We start from the raw sequence: 22,383 nt of genomic DNA, 5'->3' as shown, positions 1-22,383 counted from the left end.
AAGGAGACAAACCACTATGATTCGCCGCTTTTTGAATAAAAATATTCTGCTTGCCCTGGCACTGGGCGCCTGCCTTCCATGGCAGGCCCAGGCCGCTTCCTACCCTTCCAAGCCGATTACATTCGTCGTGCCTTTTGGCGCCGGCAGTGCTACCGATCAGTTGGCACGGGCCCTTGGCCAGGGCATTACGGAAGAAACCGGCGATGTGGTGATCATTGAAAACAAGCCTGGCGCCAGCGCCATGATCGGCGCCAGCACTGTCGCCCGCGCCGAAGCCGATGGCTATCACGTGCTCATCACCACCAACACCTCGCAGGCCGCCAATCCGCATTTGTACAAAAAACTTTCGTACGATCCGGTGAAAGACTTCGAACCGGTTACGCTGCTCGGTACCGGCGGACAAATCATGGTGGTGAACCCATCATCTCCCGCAAAAACAGTAGAAGACTTTATCGCTCTGGCCAAGAAACAGCCCGGTAAAATGACTTTCGGCAGCGGCAGTTCAAGCAGCCGCGTGGCCGGTGAGCTATTCCAGCAAATGGCGGGCATACAGATTCTGCATGTGCCTTATAAAAGCAATCCGGCGGCCATTACCGATGTACTCGGCGGCCAAGTCGACATGATGATGGCCGATATGGCCACAGGCCTGCCGCAGGTGCAAAGCGGCAAGCTGCGGGCTCTGGGCGTCACCATGCTGACACCGTCGGCGCTGGCGCCGAACGTGCCGACCATCGACAAGGCAGGCGTACCCGGCTACGAAATGGGCTACTGGTTCGGCGCCTATGTGCCCGCCAGGACTCCCGCCGCCGTCGTCGATAAACTGCACGACCTCCTGGTAAAGGCGGAGACGCACGCCGCCGCGACCCGTTTCTACACACAGACAGGCACGCACCCGGTAGTCTCGACACCGAAAGAATTGCTGGCTTTCCAGAAGGCTGAAACGGAAAAATGGGGTGTAATCATCCGCAAGGCCGGGATACAGCCGGAATAAGCCGGCAATCGATTCAAAAAACCTTGGCGCAAAGCCGAAGGGCCGCCTGCAGCGCTTGCGCCGCGGGCGTAGGCACCATATCTTTTCGCCGAAACATATGCACCGTTGCATGAGCAATTGGCTCACGTACCGGAATCAGATCAACCGAGTGGCGCATATGACTGACTTCCAGAAGCCGACGCGGCAGCATAGACAATAAATCAGACTCCGCAACGAACTCCAAGGCCGAAATTGCCGAATCGCAATGCATCATCGGCACCGGCGCCTCTATACCCAAGGCAGAGAATGATGCCTCAAGAATATCGCCTGGCCCATCGATCGGCCCGCAACTGATCCAGTTGGCACGGCTCAGGCCTGACAGGCTGCCAATGCCACATAAAGGATGCCCGGCGCGGGCGACCACTCCCATCTCGCCGGTAAACAGTGCCTCAGTTTGATAGTGAGTCAGGGCATCGCTGCCTGGCAAGGGGCCGATTGCAAAATCCAGAACAGCGGCATCCAGCTTATCGAACACCTGCGGAAAAAGGCCATCGGTGATGCTCACGCGTACTTCTGGATAATCGCGGCGAAATAAGGCCATGGCTTTAGGCAAGAGCAGCACCAGCGCCACTGGCGACACGCCAATACGGACATGCCCTATCCTGTTGCCGCGCCGCTGCTCGATTTCCTCGTGCGCGCGCACCATTTCGCGTTCGATTTTGCGAGCGCGCAAAGCCAGGCGCGCACCATCTTCGGTCAGGCGAGTACCACGCGCACTGCGTTCAACCAACTTGACGCCCAACTCAAGCTCAAGCTGCTGAATACTGCGCGTCAGGACCGGTTGGGCAATCCCCAAGGATTGAGATGCGGCGCTTAGGCTTGAGTGCTCGGTCAAAGCCAACAGATTACGCAACTGCGAAAAACGCATGCGTGTTTCTCCATGTTCCGATTGAGACAAACTTGGATATTGAATCATTTCGGCCGACTCAGCCATACCTTAAAGGCATGAAATCAACCCAAAACAGCCCTGGTCATTCCGAATCAAAACATTAACATGGGCTCATGACCTCCTTCACCATTTCTAGCGGAGAACACCATGTCTGTCATTGATAACAGTGCAGTTCCAGCGTACCAGATCCCCGGCATCGAGCATAGGACCGTCGCAGGCCCCAAAGAAAACATGCGCCAAATGGAAATGTGGATGCAAACTATTGAGCCTGGCGGCGCCACCCCGGTTCACCGCCACGACTGCGAAGAGGCAATTGTCGTCTTGACCGGCAGCGGCGAATGCGTGATTGATGGCGTTTGCACGCCATTTGGTCCCAACTCCACACTAACCTTCCTGCCCAACGAAGTACACGAAATCAGAAATACCAGCACGGTTCCGATGAATATCGTTGCCGCGCTCAGTATGGCACCCGTAGACGTGGAAACCGAATTTGGCCAGCGCGTGACGCTCCCGTGGGATCAGCACTCCTACGCGAACTAAGGGGCCGGATATGTCCAAAAAAAGTCTGGACAAAGCAGCAGTTGGCAATCGGGATAAGCATCCGCGCAACGTGCTCTTCATCATGTGTGACCAATTGCGGCGTGATTATCTGTCGTGCTATGGCCACCCGACTCTACGCACCCCGAACATAGACTGGCTGGCAGGACGCGGGGTTCGTTTCGATAAAGCCTATGTACAAGGAGCGGTCTGTGGCCCTTCGCGTATGTCCATTTACACGGGACGTTACGTATCCAGCCATGGAGCCATTTTCAATTTTGTGCCTCTACGCGCAAGTGAGAGGGGGCTGGGCGATTATCTTCGTGAAGCAGGCATTCGCACGGCCGTGGTAGGTAAGACCCATATCGAAAGTGATGTGGAAGGCATGTCCAGGCTGGGGATCCAGTTCGACACCATGAAAGCGGTCATCGCTTCCGAAGGAGGATTTGAACCCTATGTCCGCGATGACGGCATCTGGCCCTTTGATGGCCCCAAAGGACTCAATCAATATGACATGTACCTGCGTGCCAAGGGCTACACAGGCACTAATCTGTGGCATGAACATGCCAATTCGTCTCGGGGCGAAAACAGCGAACTGCTTTCGGGCTGGAATTTGCGCAATGCCAACCAACCCGCTCACATCGAGGAACCTGACTCAGAAACGGCGTTCATGACCGACAGGGCCATGGATTTCATCCGTGCACGCGGCGACCAACCATGGTGTCTGCATCTTTCATACATCAAACCGCACTGGCCCTACATCGCTCCCGCTCCCTATCACAACATGTACGGACCCGAAGACATACTGCCCGTCATCCGGTCTCAAACAGAACTCGAGGACACGCACCCCGTCACCAATGGTTATCGCCAGTGGGACGTCAGCCGTAGCTTTTCCATCGAAGCAGTCCGCCAGCGCGTCGTTCCCACATACATGGGCTTGATCCGGCAAATCGATGACCACCTGGGCCGCCTGTTTGAGTTTCTGCGCCAGCACGGACGATTGGAAGACACCCTGATTGTGTTCACCAGCGATCATGGCGATTATCTGGGGGATCACTGGCTGGGTGAAAAAGAACTATTCCACGACACGGTATCGCGGGTTCCACTGATTATTTATGATCCGTCGGCCCAGGCTGACACTCGCCGCGGCAGCAGCGATTCCTCGCTGGTAGAGTCAATCGACATTCTACCCACGATACTCGATTCACTTGGGATCGCGATTCCTGAACACATCATTGAAGGTCGTTCGCTCAAGTCGCATCTGCATGGCACGTCTCCAACTCACTGGCGTGAATCGATCTTTAGCGAGTTCAATTTCGGCTTTCGGGACAGCGTACGTGGCCCGCTCGGACGTTCAGTCGACCGCTGCCATGGCATCGTAGCATTCGATGGACGATGGAAATACGTGCACTACGACGGCCTGCCGCCACATTTGTTCGATTTGCACAACGATCCAAACGAACTGGAAGACCGCGGCAAGGACAACGCTTTGAACGATGTCAAGGCCGATATGAAAGACTGCCTGTTCGACTGGATGTTCCAACGCAAACGCCACCCCACCATCAGCCTTGCCGCCGCGGATGCCTACCACGCGCGCGAACAGCGAGCCGTCAAGATCGGTTTGTGGTAATCAATACATTATCCTTAAAAACTGGCAAGAAGGAGACAAGATGAGAAAACTGATCAGCCTGCTGCTACTGATGGCCGGACTTGGGTTCGGGGCAAATTCCACTGCTGCCGCAACATACCCGGACCACCCCGTCCGCATTATCGTCACGCTTACCGCCGGCAGTCCGCCAGACATAGTGGCACGCCTCGTCGCCCAGAAACTGGGCAAAATGTGGGGCCAACCCGTCATCGTCGAAAACAAGCCTGGCGCTACAGGCGCTATCGGCATGGCTGACGTGGCCCGTTCCAAGCCCGACGGCTACACCATCGGCCTTCTGTACATGACTCACACCGTTTTACCCAGCCTAATAGGCAAGCTGCGCTACGATACCAGCAAGGACCTGGCGCCCATTGGCCAGGCCGTCTGGGCTTACAACGTATTATGCGTGCCTGCCAACAGCCCCTATAACTCCATACAAGACATCGCCACCGCGGCCCGTGCCCAGCCCGGAAAGATTACCTTCGGATCGGGGGGCAATGGTTCTCCATCTCATTTGATCGCCGAACTGGTGCGCCAGAAACTGGGGATTAAGCTCACGCATATCCCATATCGCGGGCCATCTGAAGCTCTGTCGGGATTGCTCGGGCGGCAAACCGACATGATGTTTGTAACCACCTCTGTAGCGGCAGAAAACATCAAAGCTGGCCGGCTAAAAGCCTTGGCTGTTACTGGCAGCCAGCGGCTCGAATCCATGCCTACGGTTCCCACACTGGCCGAACTGGGCATCAAAGGAATTGAATTGCGGGAATGGGAAGGCTTCGTGGCACCTGCCGGTACACCGACGGATATCATCGCCTTATGGGATCAAAGCCTCGGCAAGGTGCTGGCGATGAGCGATGTGAAAAAGAAATTCGGAGAGCTTGGGCTAGAGCCTCAGGCCAGCACCCCCGCTGCCTTCAAAACGATGATCGATTCTGATCTGAAACGTTGGCCCTCGGTCATTAAAGCCGCTCATATCGCCGAGAATTAAGGCGGCCACCCACGCCGGACGCACGCTCATGGCCAATCATCTCGACCTTACTTCTTCGCAACACGAAACGCAGTACAACCTGCGCCGGGCGCATCCTGATTTTCAGCATATCCTGGCCGATTGGCAAGAACAGTCGGCACAAACCCGCCGTGACCTGGCGATGGCGCCGAATCTGCAATACGGCCCGTCAGAATATGAAACTCTGGATCTTTTCTCTGCCAAAAATGAACATGCACCGCTGATTTTATTCATACATGGTGGCTATTGGCAAAGCGGCGATAAGCGCGATGTATCGTTTGTGGCGCGCTACCTGGTGGAAGCAGGCATAACAGTGGGCATTAGCAACTACGGCTTGGCGCCCGGCACTACGTTGGCCACTATGGTCGAGCAAACCCGGCGGACACTGGACTGGCTACACGCCAATGCAGTCCGATTCAATTTCGATCACCGACGCATCTACTTGATGGGACACTCCGCGGGCGCTCATCTCGCCGCAATGATGCTTACCAGGCACGGCCTCCAAGCCGCCAGCCCTGCCCCCCAGGCCGCGGGCGCACGCAATACCCCGAATCAGAATCCCGATCACTCCGGTAATTACGAAAACGGCAAGCCTGCAGTTCAAGGTGTCATCGCGATCAGCGGCCTGTTCGACCTTGCTCCGCTACTGCAGACCTCGATTAATCAGGCTTTGCAACTCAAACTCGGGGAGGCCGCCAGGCTCAGCCCCGTTCATTTGCAAAAAGAAGTGACCAGCCCTTTATACACCTTGGTGGGCGCGCGGGAAACTGAAGCATTCAAGACTCAGGAGCTCGCCATTGCGGCCCACTGGAATCAGGTATACCCGCTACCCCATGTTCCTGATAAGCATCACTACACCGTGCTGGATATCTTCATGGATCCTGCCAACCCATGGCTGAGGGAGATTGCTGCGCGGGTAACCAAGAGCAGGATCGGCTTTCCAGCCAACCGATAAACGGCATCATACACTGCCTCTCACCGTCCGCAACGTCTTGTTACTCGGCTGGCGCCGTTCAAAATTCATACAGACTCCAACACCTTATACAATAAACGACCCGATCGGGGAAAACCGGAGAATGTATGTCTGTTCCAAACTTCGATTATGAAGCAAAGCTTGTTGCATGCGCCCAGGGCGACCGCAAGGCGTTCCAGGAATTATTCCGGCAAGAATCGCCACACATGCTGGCATTGGCCACCAAAATGCTGTCGCAGCGCGCCGACGCGGAAGAAGTGGTGCGCGATTCATTTGTTCTGATCTGGAAAAATGCGGCCAGCTATGAAGCCAGCCTTGGAACAGCGCGGGCCTGGATATACAGCATTATGCGATATCGCATCCTGAATCGCCTGCGCCAGTCGGGACGGCACGTTCCCGCCGATGCCGAGTGGATAGACACCCTGCCCGACAATCCCGCTGTCGAGCCCGAGGGCGCGAATCACCTGGCTAGCGATCTGGCGCAACTCGACGATGTGCAACGCCGCCCCATACTCATGGCGTTTTATAACGGCTTCACCTACGAACAAATCGCCGCTCGGCTGGCCATTCCCGCCATTCAGATAAAAACGCATGTACGCGCCGGACTGCGCACGCTTCAGGAGATTCACCAAGCATGAGTACCGAGCAACTGGCCGATGACGACCTCCTGATCGCTGAATACACTCTGGGGCTATTGAATCTGCAGGAAACCGCGAAGGCGCAGGCCCTATTGGGCAACTCCCAGGATGCCGTAGTGGCGGCGCTTAAATGGGAAGACCGGTTTTTAGGCCTTGTCGATCAGCTCCCGCCCCTTGAACCATCTCCTCAGTTGTTGCAGCGCATACAAGCTGCCCTGGGACAGGAAATCACGCTTATCGAACGTCGCAGCGTCTGGCCTCGAGTGTTCAAAAAAATCATTTCCGGAACATGGGGATCCATCTGGCTCTGGCGCCTGATCTGCGTCGTGCTGGCGCTGGCGGCAACAACCTTTGCGCTCAAGCCCAAACTGTCGATCCTGCAAGTAACCCCCACGCAAGCCGCGGTGCTGCAAGCCCCTGGCCAAAGTTCTACACCCGGTTGGGTGGCAACCACCGATCACCAGCATAATCTGGTATTGAAGCCTCTGGTGCGGATCGACGTGCCGGCCGACTCTTCCGTGCAGCTCTGGACGCACGCCACTGAAAGTGAACCGCCTCGTTCACTGGGGGTGATCGATCCAAATCAGGCCATCACGGTTCCAGCCGCCACGATAGGCCAGGTAAAGCCCGGCCAATTGTTTGAGATTACCCTCGAAGCCAAGGGCGGAGCCCCTTCGGGCAACCCGAACGGCCCTGTTCTGTTCATAGGCCGCATGGTTGCAATCGGCCCTTGAACCAGGGCTCGTACAAAAGATCAATCTACTTCAGGCAATCAGCCTGAGGGCTACCAATGTCAAGGTCGTAGCCAGCGTCAAACGCACCATTCTCTCGGGCAGGGTGCGGGAAAGCCTGGCTCCGAGCCAGATTCCAGGAACAGAGCCCAGCAACAGTGCACCCAGCAGATCCCAGTGCACATGCCCAAGCCATAAATGCCCCAAGGCTGCCAAGGCGGTCAAAGGCACGGCGTACGCAATGTCCGTACCGACTATTTCCGAAGGCTTGAGCGTCGGATACAGCAGAAATATCAAGGTCGCACCCACCGCGCCCGCGCCGATCGAAGAAATGGTGACCAATGCGCCCAGCACCGCTCCGACTGCGATCGTAGCCAGCTTCTGGCCGCGGCCTTGCAGGGGATACCAGGAGCAATGTCGCAAGAACGCGAGCAGGCGCGGCCGCAAGGCAATTGCCATGACCGTCAGCAGGACCGATACTGCAATGGTGATTTTTATGAACTGCAACAGGGTTTCGTTGGCCGATCCTACGTAACGAAGGCACAGCAAGGCCATCACGGCCGCCGGCAGGCTGCCCAGGCACAAGCGGCGGACTACGGGCCAACGCACTTGCCCGTGTATCCCGTGAGCCAGTGTGCCGGCTCCTTTGGTAAGTGCGGCAAACGCGAGGTCGGTGCCGACGGCGACGGTCGGGGCGTATCCAAACACCAAAGTCAGCAGCGGCGTCATGAGGGAGCCGCCTCCCACGCCCGTTACGCCTACCAGCAACCCCACTACAAAACCACTAATGACTTGATATTCGCTCATCGGAGCATCATAAAGAGTCGTCGCGCAAAACCAAACGATTTAAAAATTACTTATTTATGCGGTTTGGATCTTGTCTCGGCCTGGTGCATTTTTGGTTCGAGTGTTTACGGCATGAGATACGTTTCGGTAGCTTTGTTTTTTGAGCCGTTTTAGGCTTGAGGCGTGAATTTGAGCTGCTTGTACTGGCTTGAACGATGGCTTTGGGCTGTGTTGTCTGTGTTGCCTGCGTGGGGCGGGTGTAATTCTATAAAGACGCCGCAGGGTGGGCGGTGCTGTGTAGTCCGGCACGTCCAGCGGTCGGCTAGCTGCGCTATCCGACTGCCCGGGTCTGCCTCGTCCAGGCGGGCGTCGGGCCAACTCGCGTCGCCCCGCGCTGCGGGGCGCCACTCAAACAGGGCCCGCCGAAAGCCCCCGCCTTCCCTTCGTCAGCACCCGGCGCTGGACTACCGCCGGACTACACAGCACCGCCCACCCTGCGGCTTGCGTTGAGGAAATGCATCGAGAGAGACATTGCCGTCATGCATCGAGGTATGCGTTGAAGCTGGCATGTAAATTCCAGGCATGCCGCAATGTGAGCCGTCTATCGGGGCTTGGGGTCAGGACCGGCGTAAGGCGTGCGCCGGATGCTACCGTAGGGAAGGCGGGGGATGTCGGCGGGCCATGTTTGAGCGTAGCCGCGCCAGCGGCGTAGCGAGTTTGGCCCGACGCCCGCCTGGACGAGGTAGATCCGGATCAAGCACGCCGTGCCGGTCCTGACCCCAAGCCCCGATAGACGGCGTCTTTAAAGACCAAACCGTAAATACCAAACCGACCAAAACATCGAATCCCATAAACACTCGAACCGAAAATGCGCTAGCACACCACGACATTCACAGCCAGCCCGCCCCGCGAGGTTTCCTTATATTTGGTGCGCATGTCGGCGCCCGTCTGGCGCATGGTTTCAATCACGGCATCCAGCGACACATGATGCTTGCCATCGCCCTGCAAAGCCAGGCGCGATGCGTTGATCGCCTTGACAGCGCCCATCGCGTTACGCTCGATACAAGGGATCTGCACCAGGCCGCCCACCGGATCGCAGGTCAGGCCCAGATTGTGTTCCATGCCGATTTCAGCCGCATTTTCAACCTGATGAGGCGTTCCGCCCAGCACGGCGGTCAGGGCGGCCGCCGCCATGGAACAGGCTACGCCGACCTCGCCCTGGCAACCGACCTCGGCACCCGAAATCGAGGCGTTTTCCTTGTACAGAAAGCCTATGGCCGCCGCCGTAAGCAGAAAATCAACCACCCCCTGTTCGGAAAACTCGGGAACGAAGGATTGGTAATACCGCAACACAGCCGGTATCAGGCCCGCGGCACCATTGGTAGGAGCCGTCACCACCCGGCCGCTGGCTGCATTTTCTTCATTGACGGCCATGGCAAACAGATTGACCCAGTCCATGGCGAACATGACATCTTTTTTGGCGGTGTCGCGCTGCAGTTCCCGATACAAAGACGGTGCGCGGCGCCGGACCTTCAAAGGTCCGGGCAGCGGCTGATCGGCTTGTGCATTATGCAAACCGCAGCCACGATCGATACAGGCGTTCATGACCTGGGCAATATGCAGGATTTTTGCCTTGACCTGGTCGGGAGGCAGCAGAGTATGCTCATTGGCCAGTACCAGTTGAGCTACCGACAGGCTCGTGGAATCGCAAAGGCCGAGCAACTGCTGCCCCGTTGTGAACGGGTAGGGAATGGGACCGTTTTGCGGGACGGTTTCATCGATATTGATTGCATCGAGCGAGCGAATAAAACCGCCACCAATCGACAGATAGCGTTCGGCTCGCAGCAGACGTCCGGCAGTATCGAATGCGCTGAAGCGCATTCCATTGGGATGTTCAACCATGGGCCTGAGCCGATAAACAAAGGCCTTGCCGGGATCGAACTCGATGGGGTGCGAGCCCCAAAGCGCAAGCTGGCGGCTGCTGTGTATTTGATTGATCAAAGTCGCCACGCCGGTGGGGTCGACAGTATCGGGCGCCATCCCGAGCAAGCCCAGCATAATGCCCATATCGGTGCCATGGCCACGCCCGGTTTCAGCCAGCGACCCATATAGTTCGATGGTAATCTTGTGCACCCTGGCAAGGTCGCCGCTGGCCTCAAGGCTGCGCGCAAAATTGCGGGCCGACCGCATGGGCCCCACCGTATGCGAGCTGGACGGCCCTATGCCAATTTTAAAGATATCAAATATCGAGAGCGTCATTTTGCAAAGCCTGTAATTCCTGGTCGCTAAAACCTGCGGCCCGCCTGGCCTCGAAATTAAAAGGCCCGCGCAACCGTGGAGCACGATACTTTATTGCCAGGGCCTGGTATTCGGCGATGGGATCCAGTTCGTGTTTACCGCAAAGATAACGATACCACCGGTTGCCAATGGCCACATGGCCAATTTCATCTTGCAAAATAACATCAATAATGGCGGCTCCCGCCGCATCCCCGGCCCCGGCCAGCTTATTACGCACAATGGGCGAGGCGTCCAGCCCTCTCGCCTCGAGCGTGCGCGGCACCAATGCCAGACGTGCCAGTACTTCGTTACGGGTGCGCTCGGCCATTTCCCACAGGCCGTCGTGGGCCGGGAAATCGCCATACCGGTAACCCAAGCCAAGCAGATGCCGGTCAAGCAAATCGAAATGGTTTGCTTCTTCACGAGCCACCTGTGCCCAGTCCCGGTAAAACGGCTCGGGCATGCCGGCAAAACGCCAGATGACATCCAGGGCCAGATTAATGGCGTTGAACTCGATATGAGCAAGGGAGTGTATGAGCGCGGCACGGCCTTGCGGCGTTTGCATGGAGCGCTGCCTGACCTTCAGGGGCAGCACCATTTCGGGCCTGGCCGGCCGTCCGGGAATGCCCGCGGGCTCGGGCAGAATGACGGTCGGGTCGACGACGAGCGATTCATTAAGCAGCTGGACGGCGGCGAGCTTGCGCCGAGGGTCTTTTTCGACCAGGGCCGCCAGCGCACCGGCCCGCAAACAAGACGGAAAATCGCTCACAGCCAGACGACGTCAGGCTCTGGTGGAAGGCGTGGCGCCGATAGCCTCGGACAGCAGATCGCGCACGGCGACCAGATCGGCCCGCAGGGATTGCAGTTCCTGTCCGCTCAGGCGCACGGCGGCATCTTGATCGCGCGGTACTTCGCGCGTATCGCCCAGGCGATTGCGCGCGCCGCTGATGGTAAAGCCCTGCTCGTAGAGCAGATCGCGTATGCGACGGATCAGCAAGACTTCGTGGTGCTGATAATACCGGCGATTGCCGCGTCGTTTGACCGGTTTGAGCTGCGTAAACTCCTGTTCCCAATAACGCAGGACATGGGGCTTGACGCAACATAAGTCGCTGACCTCGCCAATCGTGAAATAACGCTTGGCGGGAATCGGCGGCAAGGTAACTGGGGGTTCGGTTGGGCTCATGTGCGGATTGTATGCCGATTAAATAACAACACAAAAATCGAGTCTGGTACCCTCATGCCAAGGCAAAGAGGCCGGTCGTTCCTCGAGTCAGTCGATGGCCACGGCATCGGAGACTGCTCCAGACTGCTCGACCACTCCCTTGAGCTTCTGGCTGGCATGAAACGTGACCACGCGTCGCGCTTCAATGGGTATGACTTCGCCGGTCTTCGGGTTGCGGCCCGGACGAGGCGGTTTGTCGCGCACTTGAAAATTGCCGAATCCCGACAGCTTGACTTCAACGCCACGCGCCAGAGATTCGCGAATTTCTTCGAAGAAGGTATCGACAATGTCTTTGGCTTCGCGTTTGTTCAGGCCTACCCGGTCAAACAGCAATTCTGCCAGCTCGGCCTTGGTCAGGGTACGAGGATCTTGGGTCATTGGTTTCTAGCTCCTTATGCGCGCTGGCGCACCCCATGAGCGCTGATCAGCGCTTCTAATAGTCGATTTATACACTGTTCTACCCTGGCGTCGTCCAACGTCACCTCGGGATCTTGTAACCAAAAGCGAAATGCCAGGCTTTTTTCCGCCGCATCGGCCTGAGCCGATTTGTCGCGCCAGACATCGAACAGACGGATATCTTTGACAATGGCTAGATTAGCATCAGATGCGATGGTTTGGGCAAGCGTATCGAGCAAGTCGCGATAAGCAACACCGGCATCGGCCCACACGGCGAGGTCGCGCACCACGACCGGCTGGCGCGACAACTCAACAGGCGCCGGCAGACGGGTCGTTGAAATGGCCGCGACATCGACTTCGAACACAACCGGCGCATGGTTCAATTCGGCCTGCTGCACCCAGCGTGGATGCAACTCGCCCATCCAGCCTATGGAATGCCCCTGCAGCAGCAATCGCGCCGAACGGCCAGGATGCAAGGCCGGATGCGCCTCCGGCACACAGCGCAGATCCGCAACCTGCGCTCCGAGCAAGATTTCGACATCCTTTTTGACATCGTGAAAATCGATCTGGCGCGTGGGCACGCCCCACTGCTCTTCCACCGCCGGCCCCCAGGCAGCGCCGGCCAGATGCTGAGGCTGGCGAACTCCGGCGACGGCAAGATCGCCATTGGACACGGCTGCATCGCGCATGAATACCCGGCCCAGCTCAAACACACGTACACGGCTCTGCTTGCGATTGACATTGTGCCGGATATTGGCCACCAGGCCGCCGATCAGGCTCGAACGCATTACGGCCAATTGGCTGGCTATAGGATTGAGCAGTCTGATTGGGTCGACGTTCGCCGCATAATCGCGTTCCCAGGCATCTTCGACAAATGAAAAATTGATGACTTCCTGGTAATCCAGGTCGGCCATGCTTTGGCGCAAGGCGTGCGGTCCGCGCAGTGTTTCTGGGGCTGCGCGCATTTGGGCACGCGCCACGGGCGGCAAATCGGGAATGCGCTCGAACCCATAAATCCTTGCCACCTCTTCAATCAAATCCTCTTCGATGAACAAATCGAAACGATATGAGGGCGGCGTCACGACAAACGTGCCGTCCTGCACCGTGAATGCCAGGCCCAGGCTATTGAAAATCCGCTCGATTTCCGCTTGCCCGACAGGAATGCCCAGTACGCGGTGGCAACGATCGAGGCGCATTTTGACCGGCTCGCGAGCCGGCAAATTTATAATTTGATCGTCGATGGGACCCACCTGGCCGCCGCAAATATCCAGCAACAGCCGCGTCATGCGTTCAAGATGTTCCACCACCGATTCGAAATCCACCCCGCGCTCGAAGCGATGGCTGGCTTCGGAGCTGAACTTGTAGCGCCGCGCGCGGCCCATGATGGCTTGCGGCCACCAGAACGCCGCCTCAAGATAGATATCGCGGGTATCCAGGGTTACGGCCGTAGCTTCGCCGCCCATGATGCCCGCCAGGCTTTCGACTGCATCGCCCGCGGTGATGACCCCCACATCGGTATCCAGGGCTACCGTCTGCCCATTCAGCAGTTCCAGCGATTCGCCCTGGCGCGCCCAACGCACCGTCAAGCCGCCCTGTATGCGCTGCAAATCGAATACATGCGTAGGGCGGCCCAGTTCCAGCATGATGTAATTGGAAATATCGACCAAAGCGGAAATCGAACGCTGGCCGGCGCGTTCCAGGCGCGCTTTCATCCAGGCCGGCGTGGCAGCCCGTGCATTCACGCCTCGCAGAATGCGGCCGGCAAACCTGCCGCACAAATCGGGGGCTTGCACCGACACCGGCAAACGGTCCGCCAGCGTTACGGCTACGGGCTCGAAAGTCGGGGGAACCATGGGTGCGCCGGTCAGCGCGGAAACTTCGCGCGCCACGCCCAGGATCGAAAGGCAATCGGCCCTATTTGGCGTGAGTTTCAGGGTGAACAATGTGTCATCCAGATCCAATGCCTCGCGCAAGGACTTTCCCACCACCGCATCGGCGTCGAGTTCGAGCAGGCCCGCGTGATCCTGCGACAAACCCAATTCCCGCGCGGAACACAACATGCCGGCTGATTCCACTCCGCGCATTTTTGCTTTGCCGATTTTCATCCCGCCCGGCAACTCGGCTCCGATACGGGCCAACGGAACTTTAAGTCCCGCAGCCGCATTGGGAGCGCCGCAGACGATTTGCAACAATGAGCCCGAGCCATCGTCGACCTGGCACACGCGCAGCTTGTCGGCATTGGGGTGCGGCGCGATGCCGGCGATATGAGCCACCACAATGCCGCTGAACGGCGGCGCAACCGGCCGAGTCTCTTCGACCTCGAGTCCCGCCATAGTCAGGCGATGCGCCAAAGCCTCGGTATTGAGATCGGGATTGGAGATAGTGCGCAGCCAAGATTCTGGAAATTGCATAATGTGTCGTGGTTCGTTTAACGTATAGAACAGCGGGACGCCAGGCGGCGCTAGCGATTGAACTGGCGCAGGAAACGCAGGTCGCCTTCAAAGAACTGGCGCAGGTCATTGACGCCGTAGCGCAGCATGGTCAGACGCTCCAGCCCAGAGCCAAAAGCAAAACCTATATAACGTTCGGGATCCAGCCCGAAATTGCGCACCACTTCCGGGTGAACCTGGCCAGAGCCCGATATTTCAAGCCAGCGGCCCTGGTTCGGGCCTGACGTGAACATCATGTCGATCTCGGCCGAGGGTTCGGTAAACGGAAAGAACGAAGGACGAAAACGCACCGACAGATCATCGGTTTCAAAAAACGCCCGCAGGAAGTCGGTGTAGACGCCCTTCAAGTCGGCAAAGGAAATATCTTCAGCTATCCACAAGCCCTCGACCTGATGAAACATGGGCGAGTGAGTCGCATCGCTGTCGACGCGATAGGTGCGTCCCGGCGCTATCACCTTGATGGGAGGCTTGTGCATGCGCGCATAGCGCACCTGCATGGGGCTGGTGTGCGTACGCAGCAACAGCGGCAAACCATGCTCGTCCTGCATATCGACGTAAAACGTGTCCTGCATCGATCGCGCGGGATGGTTTTCCGGATTGTTCAGCGCGGTGAAATTGGTCCAGTCGTTTTCGATTTCAGGGCCATCGGCCACATCGAACCCGATCGAGCTGAAAATCGCCTCGACCCGCTGCCATGTTTGAATGACAGGGTGAATGCCGCCAATCCCGCGACCACGCCCTGGCAGGGACACATCGATGGTCTCGGAAGCCAGACGTTTGTCGAGATCGGCTTGCGCCATGGCACTGCGCCGCTGGTTCAGCAATTCCTCGATCTGTTGCTTGAGCTGGTTGATGCGTGCGCCTTCGGCGCGCTTCTGTTCGGGATCGAGCTGCGCCAGGCCTTTGAGCAGCGCCGTCAAGGCACCCTGCTTGCCCAGAAACTTGGCTTTTGCATTCTCGAGTGCCGCGGCATCGGTGGCTTCGGCAAATCGTTCTTTTGCCTGAACGATCAGGTCATCAAGCGGAGGAGTCATGAATTATCGCTTTTCCAAATGCAAACGGAGCCCAGATCGAGCCCCGTTCGCAGCAATACAGAATCGAAATCGATCAGGCAGCTAAAGCGGATTTAGCTTGAGCAACGACGGCGGCAAAACCGGCTTTGTCGTGCACAGCCATGTCGGCCAGTACTTTACGATCCAATTCAATAGAGGCTTTTTTCGTACCGGCGATGAACACGCTGTAAGAAACACCGAGTTCACGGCAAGCCGCATTGATACGCGTGATCCAAAGAGCACGGAACGTGCGTTTCTTGTTGCGGCGGTCGCGGTAAGCATACTGACCGGCACGCATGACCGCCTGCTTGGCGACCCGGAATACATTACCGCGGCGACCGCGATAACCTTTAGCTGCTTTAATAACTTTTTTGTGACGAGCACGGGCAGTAACGCCGCGTTTTACGCGAGGCATAGTGGATCTCCGTTAATCAAGCGAAAGGCATCATTGCCTTGACCGAGGCAACATTGGTTTTGTGCACTGCGGCCGAGCCGCGCAACTGGCGCTTGCTCTTGGTCGTTTTCTTGGTAAGGATGTGACGCTTGAACGCCTGACCCCGCTTGATGGATCCGCTAGCACGAACCTTGAAGCGCTTCGCGGCGCCCCGTTTCGTTTTCATCTTGGGCATATTGAAAGCTCATTCTGATTTATGACAGCAGGTGATTGCCAATCTGCTGGCAACGCTTGCACGACCCGACTCATCACTTATTAGATTTCTTCCCGGGGCACGGCACCATGTTTGGTAAAAATGCCAGGAAAGCCCTTGATTATATGATGATTTTCGAGCCATTGTCTAATCGATTGCCGACACAAGGCGCAAAAAGCGCCCCATCGCGGCCTTTATGCGGGTCGTAAACAACACACCAGGGCGGCGCGCGCCCCGCTCGTGGCTTGCAGCGGAAGCTTCCGGCCTCAATCATGGGGGCGGCTTCCCCATGGCTGGCGATATTGTATCGCCTCTGCAATGTGCATTGCCCCGATGACTTCGAGCGAGCTCAGGTCGGCCAGCGTGCGCGCTACCCGCAGCACACGATGCACCACGCGCGCCGACCAATTCCAGCGCAGCATGGCCTGCTTGAGCAGTGTTTTGGCACCCTCTTCCAACACGCAATATGTATCCAGATCGCCAACACCGAGTTTGGCATTGGGTTGAGCCTGCCGCATGATCTGACGCTCGCGGCAGCGCTCCACCCGCTCGCGCACCGGCTCGGAGGCTTCACCTACAGGAGCTTCCAGCCAGTCGCCATCGGCCGCAACCAATGCTATTTGCAGGTCGATACGGTCGAGCAAGGGCCCCGACAGTTTGCCGCGATACTTTTCAATTCGATCCGGGCTGCATACGCAACGCATCCTTTTATGTCCCAGCCAGCCGCAAGGACAAGGATTCATGGCCGCAATCAGTTGAAAGGAAGCGGGAAACATAAGTGTTCTCGATGAACGGGCAATCGAGACCCAGCCTGTTTCGATGGGTTCGCGCAGGGATTCCAGCACGCGCCGCTCGAACTCGGGCAACTCGTCGAGGAACAGAACCCCGTGATGAGCCATGCTGATTTCGCCCGGTTTGGGATACATGCCCCCGCCCACCAAAGCCGCCGCGGAGGCGGAGTGATGGGGCGCTCGAAATGGCGGAAAATTACTGATGGAGTGCTCGCGGCCGCTGATACTGCTCAAGGCAGCCACTTCAAGGGCCTGCTGCGAGTTCAAGCGCGGCAGCAAACCCGGCAGGCGGTGCGCCAGCATGCTTTTCCCGGTTCCCGGAGGCCCCGCCATCAGCAAGCTATGCCCTCCCGCCGCCGCAATTTCCAGCGCGCGGCGAGCCATGGTCTGCCCGCGCACATCGGACAGGCATGGCGCCTTGGGTGTACCGGCAGGCAATACGGCGGCCTGGGCCACTGGTAAATTGGCCATTCCCGAGAAATGCGCGACAACATCCAGCAGACTACTGGCCGCCAACACCGTCAGGCCCGGCACGCGAGCCGCGACGCCTGCGCAGGCTGTCGGCAATACAAGGCAGGCCGAGGGCTCAGTGCGCGCCACGGCCAGCGCTATGGCCAGCGGCGCACCGACAGAGACCACCGCGCCGGTCAGAGACAGCTCGCCGGCAAATACGTACCCGGACAGATCGATTTCAGCCGCCGCTCCGGACGCACCGCCGTCGGAGACGGAAACCTGGCCCGAAGCCAGCAGAACTCCAAGCGCTATGGGGAGGTCGAAACGGCCCGATTCCTTGGGAAGATCGGCGGGTGCCAGGTTGACCGTGATGCGCCCGGCCGGAAATTCCAGTCCGCTGCTGATAATCGCCGAACGCACACGCTCGCGGCTTTCCCGCACACCGGTATCGGGCAGGCCCACGACATTGAAGGCCGGCAGGCCTGGCCCCACATGGACCTCAACGCGTACCGGCAAGGCCTCGAGGCCATATAAAGCCCGGCTCGCCAACACTGCCAAGGACATACGCTTCCCCCGTCGGCCGAATGCCGCATATAGATGAGGAAGCAGTATCGGCCATTGCGTGCGCCCCAGGGTGGCAAGGCGACTGTTTTATCCTGGGGTATTCAGCAAGCCCTCAGCGCGGCCGGTCGCCCTTGAGCGTGATCCGGAGCATGGAGCGTCGAAAGCCGTGATAGTCATTGACCGGATTATGCATGGCGCAGCGATTGTCCCAGAACGCGATAGCATGCCGCGTCCACACAAAACGGCAGGTGAATTCCGGCCGGATCTGGTGCTGGAACAAAAACTGGAGTATGGGGGTGGATTCCTCGTCGGTCATGCCTTTGATGCCCGCCGTGTGCGCAATGTTCACATAAAGGCTTTTGCGTCCGGTTTCGGGATGTGTACGAACAATGGGATGCTCGGCTATATAGTCTTGGCGAATGTCGTTCTTGCCGTCCGTTCTGATACGGTCCTCACGCGTACGCGAGACATCGGCTTTGGCCGATGTGCTGATGCCGATGAGGCCATCGAGCAGGCCCTTCATGGTGTCGGACAAGGTCTCATAAGCAAGCTGCTGATTGGCGAAAAGCGTGTCGCCACCGTAGGGCGGCACTTCGCGCGACAGCAGCATCGAACCCATGGGAGGCACTTCGAGATAAGTAGTGTCCGAGTGCCAGACCCCGCCGAAATTCACCTTTTCGTTTTCAAGCTTTTTGACTTCGATGATTTGCGGAAAACCTTCTATTCCCCTGACGAACGGATATTCGACTGGTTCTCCCATCGCCCGCGCAAAATCCAGAAATTGCTGCGGCGTGAGATCCTGCTCACGCAGGAAAATAACCTGGTGATCCAGCAGCGCCTGCCGGATATCCCCTGCCTGCGCGGGCCCAAGTCCGGCGGATAGATCGATGTTCGAAATCTCGGCGCCCAATGCGCCCGCTATTTTCCGTATTTTCATTTGAATTCCATTCTATTGAATTTGACTTTCCGGCTGTTACCCGGATTTTTCAGGATTCAGGGCGTGTTTTGACGCCCGCTAGCAAGGCACAAGCCCGCAGCCGGCGCGTGAGCGAATGGAGAGACAGGAAATAGTTCTGATGAAAGGAATCGTAATGCGAACAGCGTCCATGCTGCCACCCCCAGGGGTTTCGCGCCCCAAAAAATGAAATAAAGAATACAACGTCCGGGTCTGACTTCCGGTTGATGTGCAACCGGTAACAGTGGCGCGACCGCGCTGGATTTACACCAGCTTCCAAACGTTATGACGCGGTAACGGCATGGACTTAGTGGCCGGAATGAGCCTGCAGGCATTGATTTCAATTCGGTCTCATCAATTGAAAGCCACTAAATTATGTTCATGCACGGAAACGTATACAAAGTTGTGTATTGTCAAAACTAAAAATCACACATACAACAATTTCATTATATAAGATATTTGCAATAAATAATTCTATATACAGAATTGAAACCAAGGCAATCGAAAACGAAATCAAGGCATATTGACGACTGGCCTGGCGAATATGTAGAATGTCCAACAACCTACAACTGCCTCCCAAGGAATGTCTCCGTGAAGCCACTAGAACGTTTTACTGTCCTGGACCTGACTCGCGTCCGGTCGGGGCCCGCCGCGGTGCGGCAATTTGCGGACTGGGGCGCCAATGTCATCAAAATCGAAGACCCCAGCCTTAAAGAAGACGACAAACCCGGCGGCTCTGCCCAGGTTGCCGACTATCAAAACACGCACCGAAATAAAAAAAGCATCACCCTGAACCTGAAACACCCTCAAGGCAAGGCCTTGTTTCTGGAGCTTGTGAAAAAAGCCGATGTAGTCGTGGAAAATTATCGACCCAGCGTCAAGCATCAATTGGGGATCGATTATGAATCCCTGAAGAAGATCAACCCCCGCATCGTCTACGCCAGTGTTTCGGGTTTCGGCCAGGATGGCCCCTATAGCAAACGGCCCGGCCTGGATCAGATCGCGCAAGGCATAGGCGGCATGATGTCCGTCACCGGAGAACCCGGCCGCGGCCCCATGCGCGCCGGAATCCCTGTCGCCGATCTGACTGCCGGCCTGTTCTGCGCGATAGGGATTTTTATCGCCCTGTTGGAGCGCGAGCAGTCGGGCGAAGGCCAGTGGGTACAGACCTCACTCCTGCAATCGCAAGTCTGGATGATGGATTTTCAGGCTATGCGTTGGTTGATGAAGAAGGAAATTCCGGCTCAAAGCGGCAACGATCACCCTACCAGCAGCCCGACAGGCGTATTTCCTACTCAAAACGGCCATATGAACATTGCCGCCATGGGCAACGATATGTTCGCTCGCTTATGCAAAGTGATAGGGGCGGAAGAATTGACGAGCGATGCGCGGTTCGTAACCGTTCCCTTGCGCGCGGCAAACCGCAAGGCGCTGGCCGAGGCCATCGCACAGCGGACCCAATCGAGGCCAACCGAGGAATGGATCGCCTTGATGAACAGCGAAGGCGTCCCCTGCGGCCCCATCCTGACGATGGATCAAACATTCCAGAACGAGCAGGTACGGCATCTGGAGATGGCCCAGCATGTGAAACACCCCAAGCTGGGCGATATACAAATCATGGGACAAGCCGTGAAATTCAGCCGCTCAACAACAGGAGAATTGACACCGGCTCCGGAACAGGGCGAGCACAATGACCAGATTTTCGCCTCGCTTGGCCTGTCACCCGAACAAATCAAGACGCTGAAAGTCGACGGAGTGATTTAATCCGGTATCCGCAACTTTTACGAGCTGAATCATGTTTGCTGCATTCGATCGACCCAAGAACCTGCCCGACGCCATCGCACGGCAAATCAGGCTGAGAATTATTGCCGGCGATTTCAAGGAGGGAGAGAAGCTGCCCACCGAATACGAGCTGTCCGAAAGCTTCAAGGTCAGCCGCAATGTAGTCAGGGAGGCCATTGCACGACTTAAGCTCAATGGCCTGATTGAAACCCGCCGCGGCATGGGATCGTTTGTCGCCGACAACGCGGGCGCAAAAAAATTCGAAGTATTTACAGAAGACCTGCTCAATATCGATCAGTTAATGCAGATGTACCAGTTGCGCATAGAAATCGAATCCGGTGCGGCGGCCCTGGCGGCCGAGCATCGTACCGACGAGCAACTGGCCACGCTTGAAGCATCCCTGATCAGAACGGACCAGTCGGGCGGAGACTGGGAACGAGGCACCGATGCGGCGGTGAATTTCCATCTCGCGGTCACCAAATGTTCCAACAACCCCTACTTCATCCGGCTGATGGAGCACTTGAGCTACGTGATCCATAACGCTGTCCGCACACTCCGCCACAGCTCCACTGGCACGGAGCGTATCGGTCACATCGAAAACGAACATCACGCAATTTTCGAGGCCATCAAGCGCCAGGACGCCGAACAGGCCCGGCGGGCGATGCGCACGCATTTAAGCAATGGCATGACCGGATACAGTTATTTGAAATCGAAGGATAAACATGAGTAGAGTACGTTTGTTTGAAGGCCAGATCACCAATCAATTGATCGTCGAGCGTGAGGGCCGAACCGGGTGGATCACCTTCAACGACCCCGCCAAACACAATGCTGTTTCATTCGATATGTGGGCGGCACTGCCCAAGGCCCTGAAAGCCTTCGAGGACGATGCCGATATACGGGTGGTGGTCCTCACTGGCGCCGGCGAAAAGGCTTTCGTAAGCGGAGCCAATATTTCCCAGTTCGAAGCACTGCGAACCGGCGTTTCAGCCGTTGAAGAATATGAAATCGTGGCCGAAGCAGCGCAGTTGGCCATCCAGAATTTCAGCAAACCCATCATTGCCCGGATCGACGGCTACTGCATAGGCGGCGGACTGAACATTGCGCTGTGCTGCGATATCAGGCTGGCGAGCGATACATCGGTCTTTTCCATTCCTGCCGCACGCCTGGGCCTGGGGTATCGCTTTACGGCCATCCAGAACCTGGTGCGCGCCACCGGTATCGCCAACGCGCTGGACATATTCATTACCGCGGCCAAATACAACGCTGAAGAAGCCAGGGCAAGAGGTCTGGTGCACGCGGTTTGCGCCAAAGGGGAGCTGCATGCCCTGGTCGACAGCTACTTGCAGAAAATCAATTCCAACGCGCCCCTGACGGTGGAGGTAGGCAAGAAAATGATCCGGTTATTGGCAGACCGCTCCGCTCATATCGATCCCGATGAAATGAAAGAGCTGGTCCTCAAGTGTTTCGAAAGCGAGGACTACAAAGAAGGCAAGAACGCGTTCGCACAAAAAAGACAGCCTCAATTCAAAGGCCGTTAATACCCCCAGCAAAGG

At 57.3% G+C, this 22,383-nt stretch carries 22 protein-coding genes and 1 riboswitch; of the genes, 10 read left to right on the top strand and 12 right to left on the bottom strand.

Annotated features, from left to right (window positions below; translation table 11 throughout):
• Positions 1 to 16 precede the first annotated feature (16 nt).
• On the top strand, positions 17 to 991 hold the full coding sequence (locus ACYVIS_RS14615) for a Bug family tripartite tricarboxylate transporter substrate binding protein (RefSeq protein ID WP_460874271.1): 975 nt from the start codon (positions 17 to 19) through the stop codon (positions 989 to 991).
• A gap of 13 nt (positions 992 to 1,004) precedes the next feature.
• Here the strand turns inward: ACYVIS_RS14615 and ACYVIS_RS14610 are convergent, their stop codons facing one another.
• Positions 1,005 to 1,898, bottom strand: coding sequence for a LysR substrate-binding domain-containing protein (locus ACYVIS_RS14610; protein ID WP_460874270.1), 894 nt, complete (start codon positions 1,896 to 1,898; stop codon positions 1,005 to 1,007).
• A gap of 168 nt (positions 1,899 to 2,066) precedes the next feature.
• On the opposite strand from ACYVIS_RS14610, the gene ACYVIS_RS14605 reads away from it, so the two are divergent.
• From ACYVIS_RS14605 to ACYVIS_RS14580, 6 genes are all read left to right on the top strand, one after another.
• Positions 2,067 to 2,459 (top strand): cupin domain-containing protein, encoded by a 393-nt coding sequence (locus ACYVIS_RS14605; protein ID WP_460874269.1) that lies wholly within the window; start codon positions 2,067 to 2,069, stop codon positions 2,457 to 2,459.
• A gap of 10 nt (positions 2,460 to 2,469) precedes the next feature.
• The gene (locus tag ACYVIS_RS14600; protein WP_460874268.1) at positions 2,470 to 4,086 is read left to right on the top strand and encodes a sulfatase-like hydrolase/transferase; all 1,617 of its coding nucleotides are present in this window, start codon (positions 2,470 to 2,472) and stop codon (positions 4,084 to 4,086) included.
• A gap of 40 nt (positions 4,087 to 4,126) precedes the next feature.
• The gene (locus ACYVIS_RS14595; protein ID WP_460874267.1) at positions 4,127 to 5,095 is read left to right on the top strand and encodes a Bug family tripartite tricarboxylate transporter substrate binding protein; all 969 of its coding nucleotides are present in this window, start codon (positions 4,127 to 4,129) and stop codon (positions 5,093 to 5,095) included.
• Positions 5,096 to 5,123: 28 nt separating this feature from the next.
• Positions 5,124 to 6,068 (top strand): alpha/beta hydrolase, encoded by a 945-nt coding sequence (locus ACYVIS_RS14590; RefSeq protein ID WP_460874266.1) that lies wholly within the window; start codon positions 5,124 to 5,126, stop codon positions 6,066 to 6,068.
• Between the two features lie 125 nt (positions 6,069 to 6,193).
• The gene (locus tag ACYVIS_RS14585; RefSeq protein ID WP_460874265.1) at positions 6,194 to 6,724 is read left to right on the top strand and encodes a sigma-70 family RNA polymerase sigma factor; all 531 of its coding nucleotides are present in this window, start codon (positions 6,194 to 6,196) and stop codon (positions 6,722 to 6,724) included.
• Complete coding sequence (locus ACYVIS_RS14580) at positions 6,721 to 7,458, top strand: anti-sigma factor (protein ID WP_460874264.1); 738 nt, start codon at positions 6,721 to 6,723, stop codon at positions 7,456 to 7,458. The genes ACYVIS_RS14585 and ACYVIS_RS14580 overlap by 4 nt, the downstream gene beginning before the upstream one ends.
• A 30-nt stretch (positions 7,459 to 7,488) precedes the next feature.
• On the opposite strand, the gene ACYVIS_RS14575 is transcribed toward ACYVIS_RS14580, so the two are convergent.
• From ACYVIS_RS14575 to ACYVIS_RS14525, 11 genes are all read right to left on the bottom strand, one after another.
• On the bottom strand, positions 7,489 to 8,262 hold the full coding sequence (locus ACYVIS_RS14575) for a sulfite exporter TauE/SafE family protein (protein WP_232742983.1): 774 nt from the start codon (positions 8,260 to 8,262) through the stop codon (positions 7,489 to 7,491).
• An 852-nt stretch (positions 8,263 to 9,114) separates the two neighbouring features.
• Positions 9,115 to 10,500 (bottom strand): L-serine ammonia-lyase, encoded by a 1,386-nt coding sequence (locus tag ACYVIS_RS14570; RefSeq protein WP_460874263.1) that lies wholly within the window; start codon positions 10,498 to 10,500, stop codon positions 9,115 to 9,117.
• Positions 10,481 to 11,293, bottom strand: coding sequence for a ferritin-like domain-containing protein (locus ACYVIS_RS14565; RefSeq protein WP_460874397.1), 813 nt, complete (start codon positions 11,291 to 11,293; stop codon positions 10,481 to 10,483). Before ACYVIS_RS14565 ends, ACYVIS_RS14570 begins: the two co-directional genes overlap by 20 nt.
• A 6-nt stretch (positions 11,294 to 11,299) precedes the next feature.
• The gene (locus ACYVIS_RS14560) at positions 11,300 to 11,701 is read right to left on the bottom strand and encodes a MerR family transcriptional regulator (protein WP_460874262.1); all 402 of its coding nucleotides are present in this window, start codon (positions 11,699 to 11,701) and stop codon (positions 11,300 to 11,302) included.
• Positions 11,702 to 11,788: 87 nt separating this feature from the next.
• A complete protein-coding gene (locus ACYVIS_RS14555; protein ID WP_460874261.1) occupies positions 11,789 to 12,118 on the bottom strand; it encodes an integration host factor subunit alpha in 330 nt (109 codons plus the stop codon).
• Positions 12,119 to 12,132: 14 nt separating this feature from the next.
• Complete coding sequence (pheT, locus tag ACYVIS_RS14550) at positions 12,133 to 14,547, bottom strand: phenylalanine--tRNA ligase subunit beta (protein WP_460874260.1); 2,415 nt, start codon at positions 14,545 to 14,547, stop codon at positions 12,133 to 12,135.
• A 50-nt stretch (positions 14,548 to 14,597) separates the two neighbouring features.
• Complete coding sequence (pheS, locus tag ACYVIS_RS14545; protein ID WP_232742978.1) at positions 14,598 to 15,620, bottom strand: phenylalanine--tRNA ligase subunit alpha; 1,023 nt, start codon at positions 15,618 to 15,620, stop codon at positions 14,598 to 14,600.
• A 73-nt stretch (positions 15,621 to 15,693) separates the two neighbouring features.
• Positions 15,694 to 16,053, bottom strand: a complete 360-nt coding sequence (gene rplT, locus ACYVIS_RS14540; RefSeq protein ID WP_232742977.1) for a 50S ribosomal protein L20 — start codon at positions 16,051 to 16,053, stop codon at positions 15,694 to 15,696.
• A 16-nt stretch (positions 16,054 to 16,069) separates the two neighbouring features.
• On the bottom strand, positions 16,070 to 16,267 hold the full coding sequence (gene rpmI / locus ACYVIS_RS14535) for a 50S ribosomal protein L35 (protein WP_232742976.1): 198 nt from the start codon (positions 16,265 to 16,267) through the stop codon (positions 16,070 to 16,072).
• A gap of 284 nt (positions 16,268 to 16,551) precedes the next feature.
• Positions 16,552 to 18,093 (bottom strand): YifB family Mg chelatase-like AAA ATPase, encoded by a 1,542-nt coding sequence (locus tag ACYVIS_RS14530; protein WP_232742975.1) that lies wholly within the window; start codon positions 18,091 to 18,093, stop codon positions 16,552 to 16,554.
• 112 nt (positions 18,094 to 18,205) lie between these two features.
• A complete protein-coding gene (locus ACYVIS_RS14525) occupies positions 18,206 to 19,030 on the bottom strand; it encodes a TauD/TfdA dioxygenase family protein (RefSeq protein ID WP_232742974.1) in 825 nt (274 codons plus the stop codon).
• A 172-nt stretch (positions 19,031 to 19,202) separates the two neighbouring features.
• Positions 19,203 to 19,353, bottom strand: a riboswitch (adenosylcobalamin (AdoCbl) riboswitch).
• A gap of 286 nt (positions 19,354 to 19,639) precedes the next feature.
• On the opposite strand from ACYVIS_RS14525, the gene ACYVIS_RS14520 reads away from it, so the two are divergent.
• The 3 genes from ACYVIS_RS14520 to ACYVIS_RS14510 are packed head-to-tail and all read left to right on the top strand — an operon-like array spanning position 19,640 to position 22,368.
• Entirely contained in the window at positions 19,640 to 20,812 is a 1,173-nt protein-coding gene (locus tag ACYVIS_RS14520) for a CaiB/BaiF CoA transferase family protein (protein WP_232742973.1), read from the top strand.
• A gap of 31 nt (positions 20,813 to 20,843) precedes the next feature.
• Positions 20,844 to 21,560, top strand: coding sequence for a FadR/GntR family transcriptional regulator (locus ACYVIS_RS14515; protein WP_232742972.1), 717 nt, complete (start codon positions 20,844 to 20,846; stop codon positions 21,558 to 21,560).
• Positions 21,553 to 22,368, top strand: a complete 816-nt coding sequence (locus tag ACYVIS_RS14510; RefSeq protein ID WP_232742971.1) for an enoyl-CoA hydratase — start codon at positions 21,553 to 21,555, stop codon at positions 22,366 to 22,368. The genes ACYVIS_RS14515 and ACYVIS_RS14510 overlap by 8 nt, the downstream gene beginning before the upstream one ends.
• Positions 22,369 to 22,383 lie beyond the last annotated feature (15 nt).

Source organism: Paralcaligenes ginsengisoli, assembly GCF_054781135.1.
The sequence above is the reverse complement of the archived record's forward strand: the minus strand, read 5'-3'. Positions and strand labels throughout refer to the sequence as shown.

Bases quoted from the DNA above. Each gene is read 5' to 3' on its own strand.
- ACYVIS_RS14615 (WP_460874271.1), top strand. From the start codon at position 17: ATGATTCGCCGCTTTTTGAATAAAAATATTCTGCTTGCCCTGGCACTG.
- ACYVIS_RS14610 (WP_460874270.1), bottom strand. From the start codon at position 1,898: ATGCGTTTTTCGCAGTTGCGTAATCTGTTGGCTTTGACCGAGCACTCA.
- ACYVIS_RS14605 (WP_460874269.1), top strand. From the start codon at position 2,067: ATGTCTGTCATTGATAACAGTGCAGTTCCAGCGTACCAGATCCCCGGC.
- ACYVIS_RS14600 (WP_460874268.1), top strand. From the start codon at position 2,470: ATGTCCAAAAAAAGTCTGGACAAAGCAGCAGTTGGCAATCGGGATAAG.
- ACYVIS_RS14595 (WP_460874267.1), top strand. From the start codon at position 4,127: ATGAGAAAACTGATCAGCCTGCTGCTACTGATGGCCGGACTTGGGTTC.
- ACYVIS_RS14590 (WP_460874266.1), top strand. From the start codon at position 5,124: ATGGCCAATCATCTCGACCTTACTTCTTCGCAACACGAAACGCAGTAC.
- ACYVIS_RS14585 (WP_460874265.1), top strand. From the start codon at position 6,194: ATGTCTGTTCCAAACTTCGATTATGAAGCAAAGCTTGTTGCATGCGCC.
- ACYVIS_RS14580 (WP_460874264.1), top strand. From the start codon at position 6,721: ATGAGTACCGAGCAACTGGCCGATGACGACCTCCTGATCGCTGAATAC.
- ACYVIS_RS14575 (WP_232742983.1), bottom strand. From the start codon at position 8,262: ATGAGCGAATATCAAGTCATTAGTGGTTTTGTAGTGGGGTTGCTGGTA.
- ACYVIS_RS14570 (WP_460874263.1), bottom strand. From the start codon at position 10,500: ATGACGCTCTCGATATTTGATATCTTTAAAATTGGCATAGGGCCGTCC.
- ACYVIS_RS14560 (WP_460874262.1), bottom strand. From the start codon at position 11,701: ATGAGCCCAACCGAACCCCCAGTTACCTTGCCGCCGATTCCCGCCAAG.
- ACYVIS_RS14555 (WP_460874261.1), bottom strand. From the start codon at position 12,118: ATGACCCAAGATCCTCGTACCCTGACCAAGGCCGAGCTGGCAGAATTG.
- pheT (WP_460874260.1), bottom strand. From the start codon at position 14,547: ATGCAATTTCCAGAATCTTGGCTGCGCACTATCTCCAATCCCGATCTC.
- pheS (WP_232742978.1), bottom strand. From the start codon at position 15,620: ATGACTCCTCCGCTTGATGACCTGATCGTTCAGGCAAAAGAACGATTT.
- rplT (WP_232742977.1), bottom strand. From the start codon at position 16,053: ATGCCTCGCGTAAAACGCGGCGTTACTGCCCGTGCTCGTCACAAAAAA.
- rpmI (WP_232742976.1), bottom strand. From the start codon at position 16,267: ATGCCCAAGATGAAAACGAAACGGGGCGCCGCGAAGCGCTTCAAGGTT.
- ACYVIS_RS14530 (WP_232742975.1), bottom strand. From the start codon at position 18,093: ATGTCCTTGGCAGTGTTGGCGAGCCGGGCTTTATATGGCCTCGAGGCC.
- ACYVIS_RS14525 (WP_232742974.1), bottom strand. From the start codon at position 19,030: ATGAAAATACGGAAAATAGCGGGCGCATTGGGCGCCGAGATTTCGAAC.
- ACYVIS_RS14515 (WP_232742972.1), top strand. From the start codon at position 20,844: ATGTTTGCTGCATTCGATCGACCCAAGAACCTGCCCGACGCCATCGCA.
- ACYVIS_RS14510 (WP_232742971.1), top strand. From the start codon at position 21,553: ATGAGTAGAGTACGTTTGTTTGAAGGCCAGATCACCAATCAATTGATC.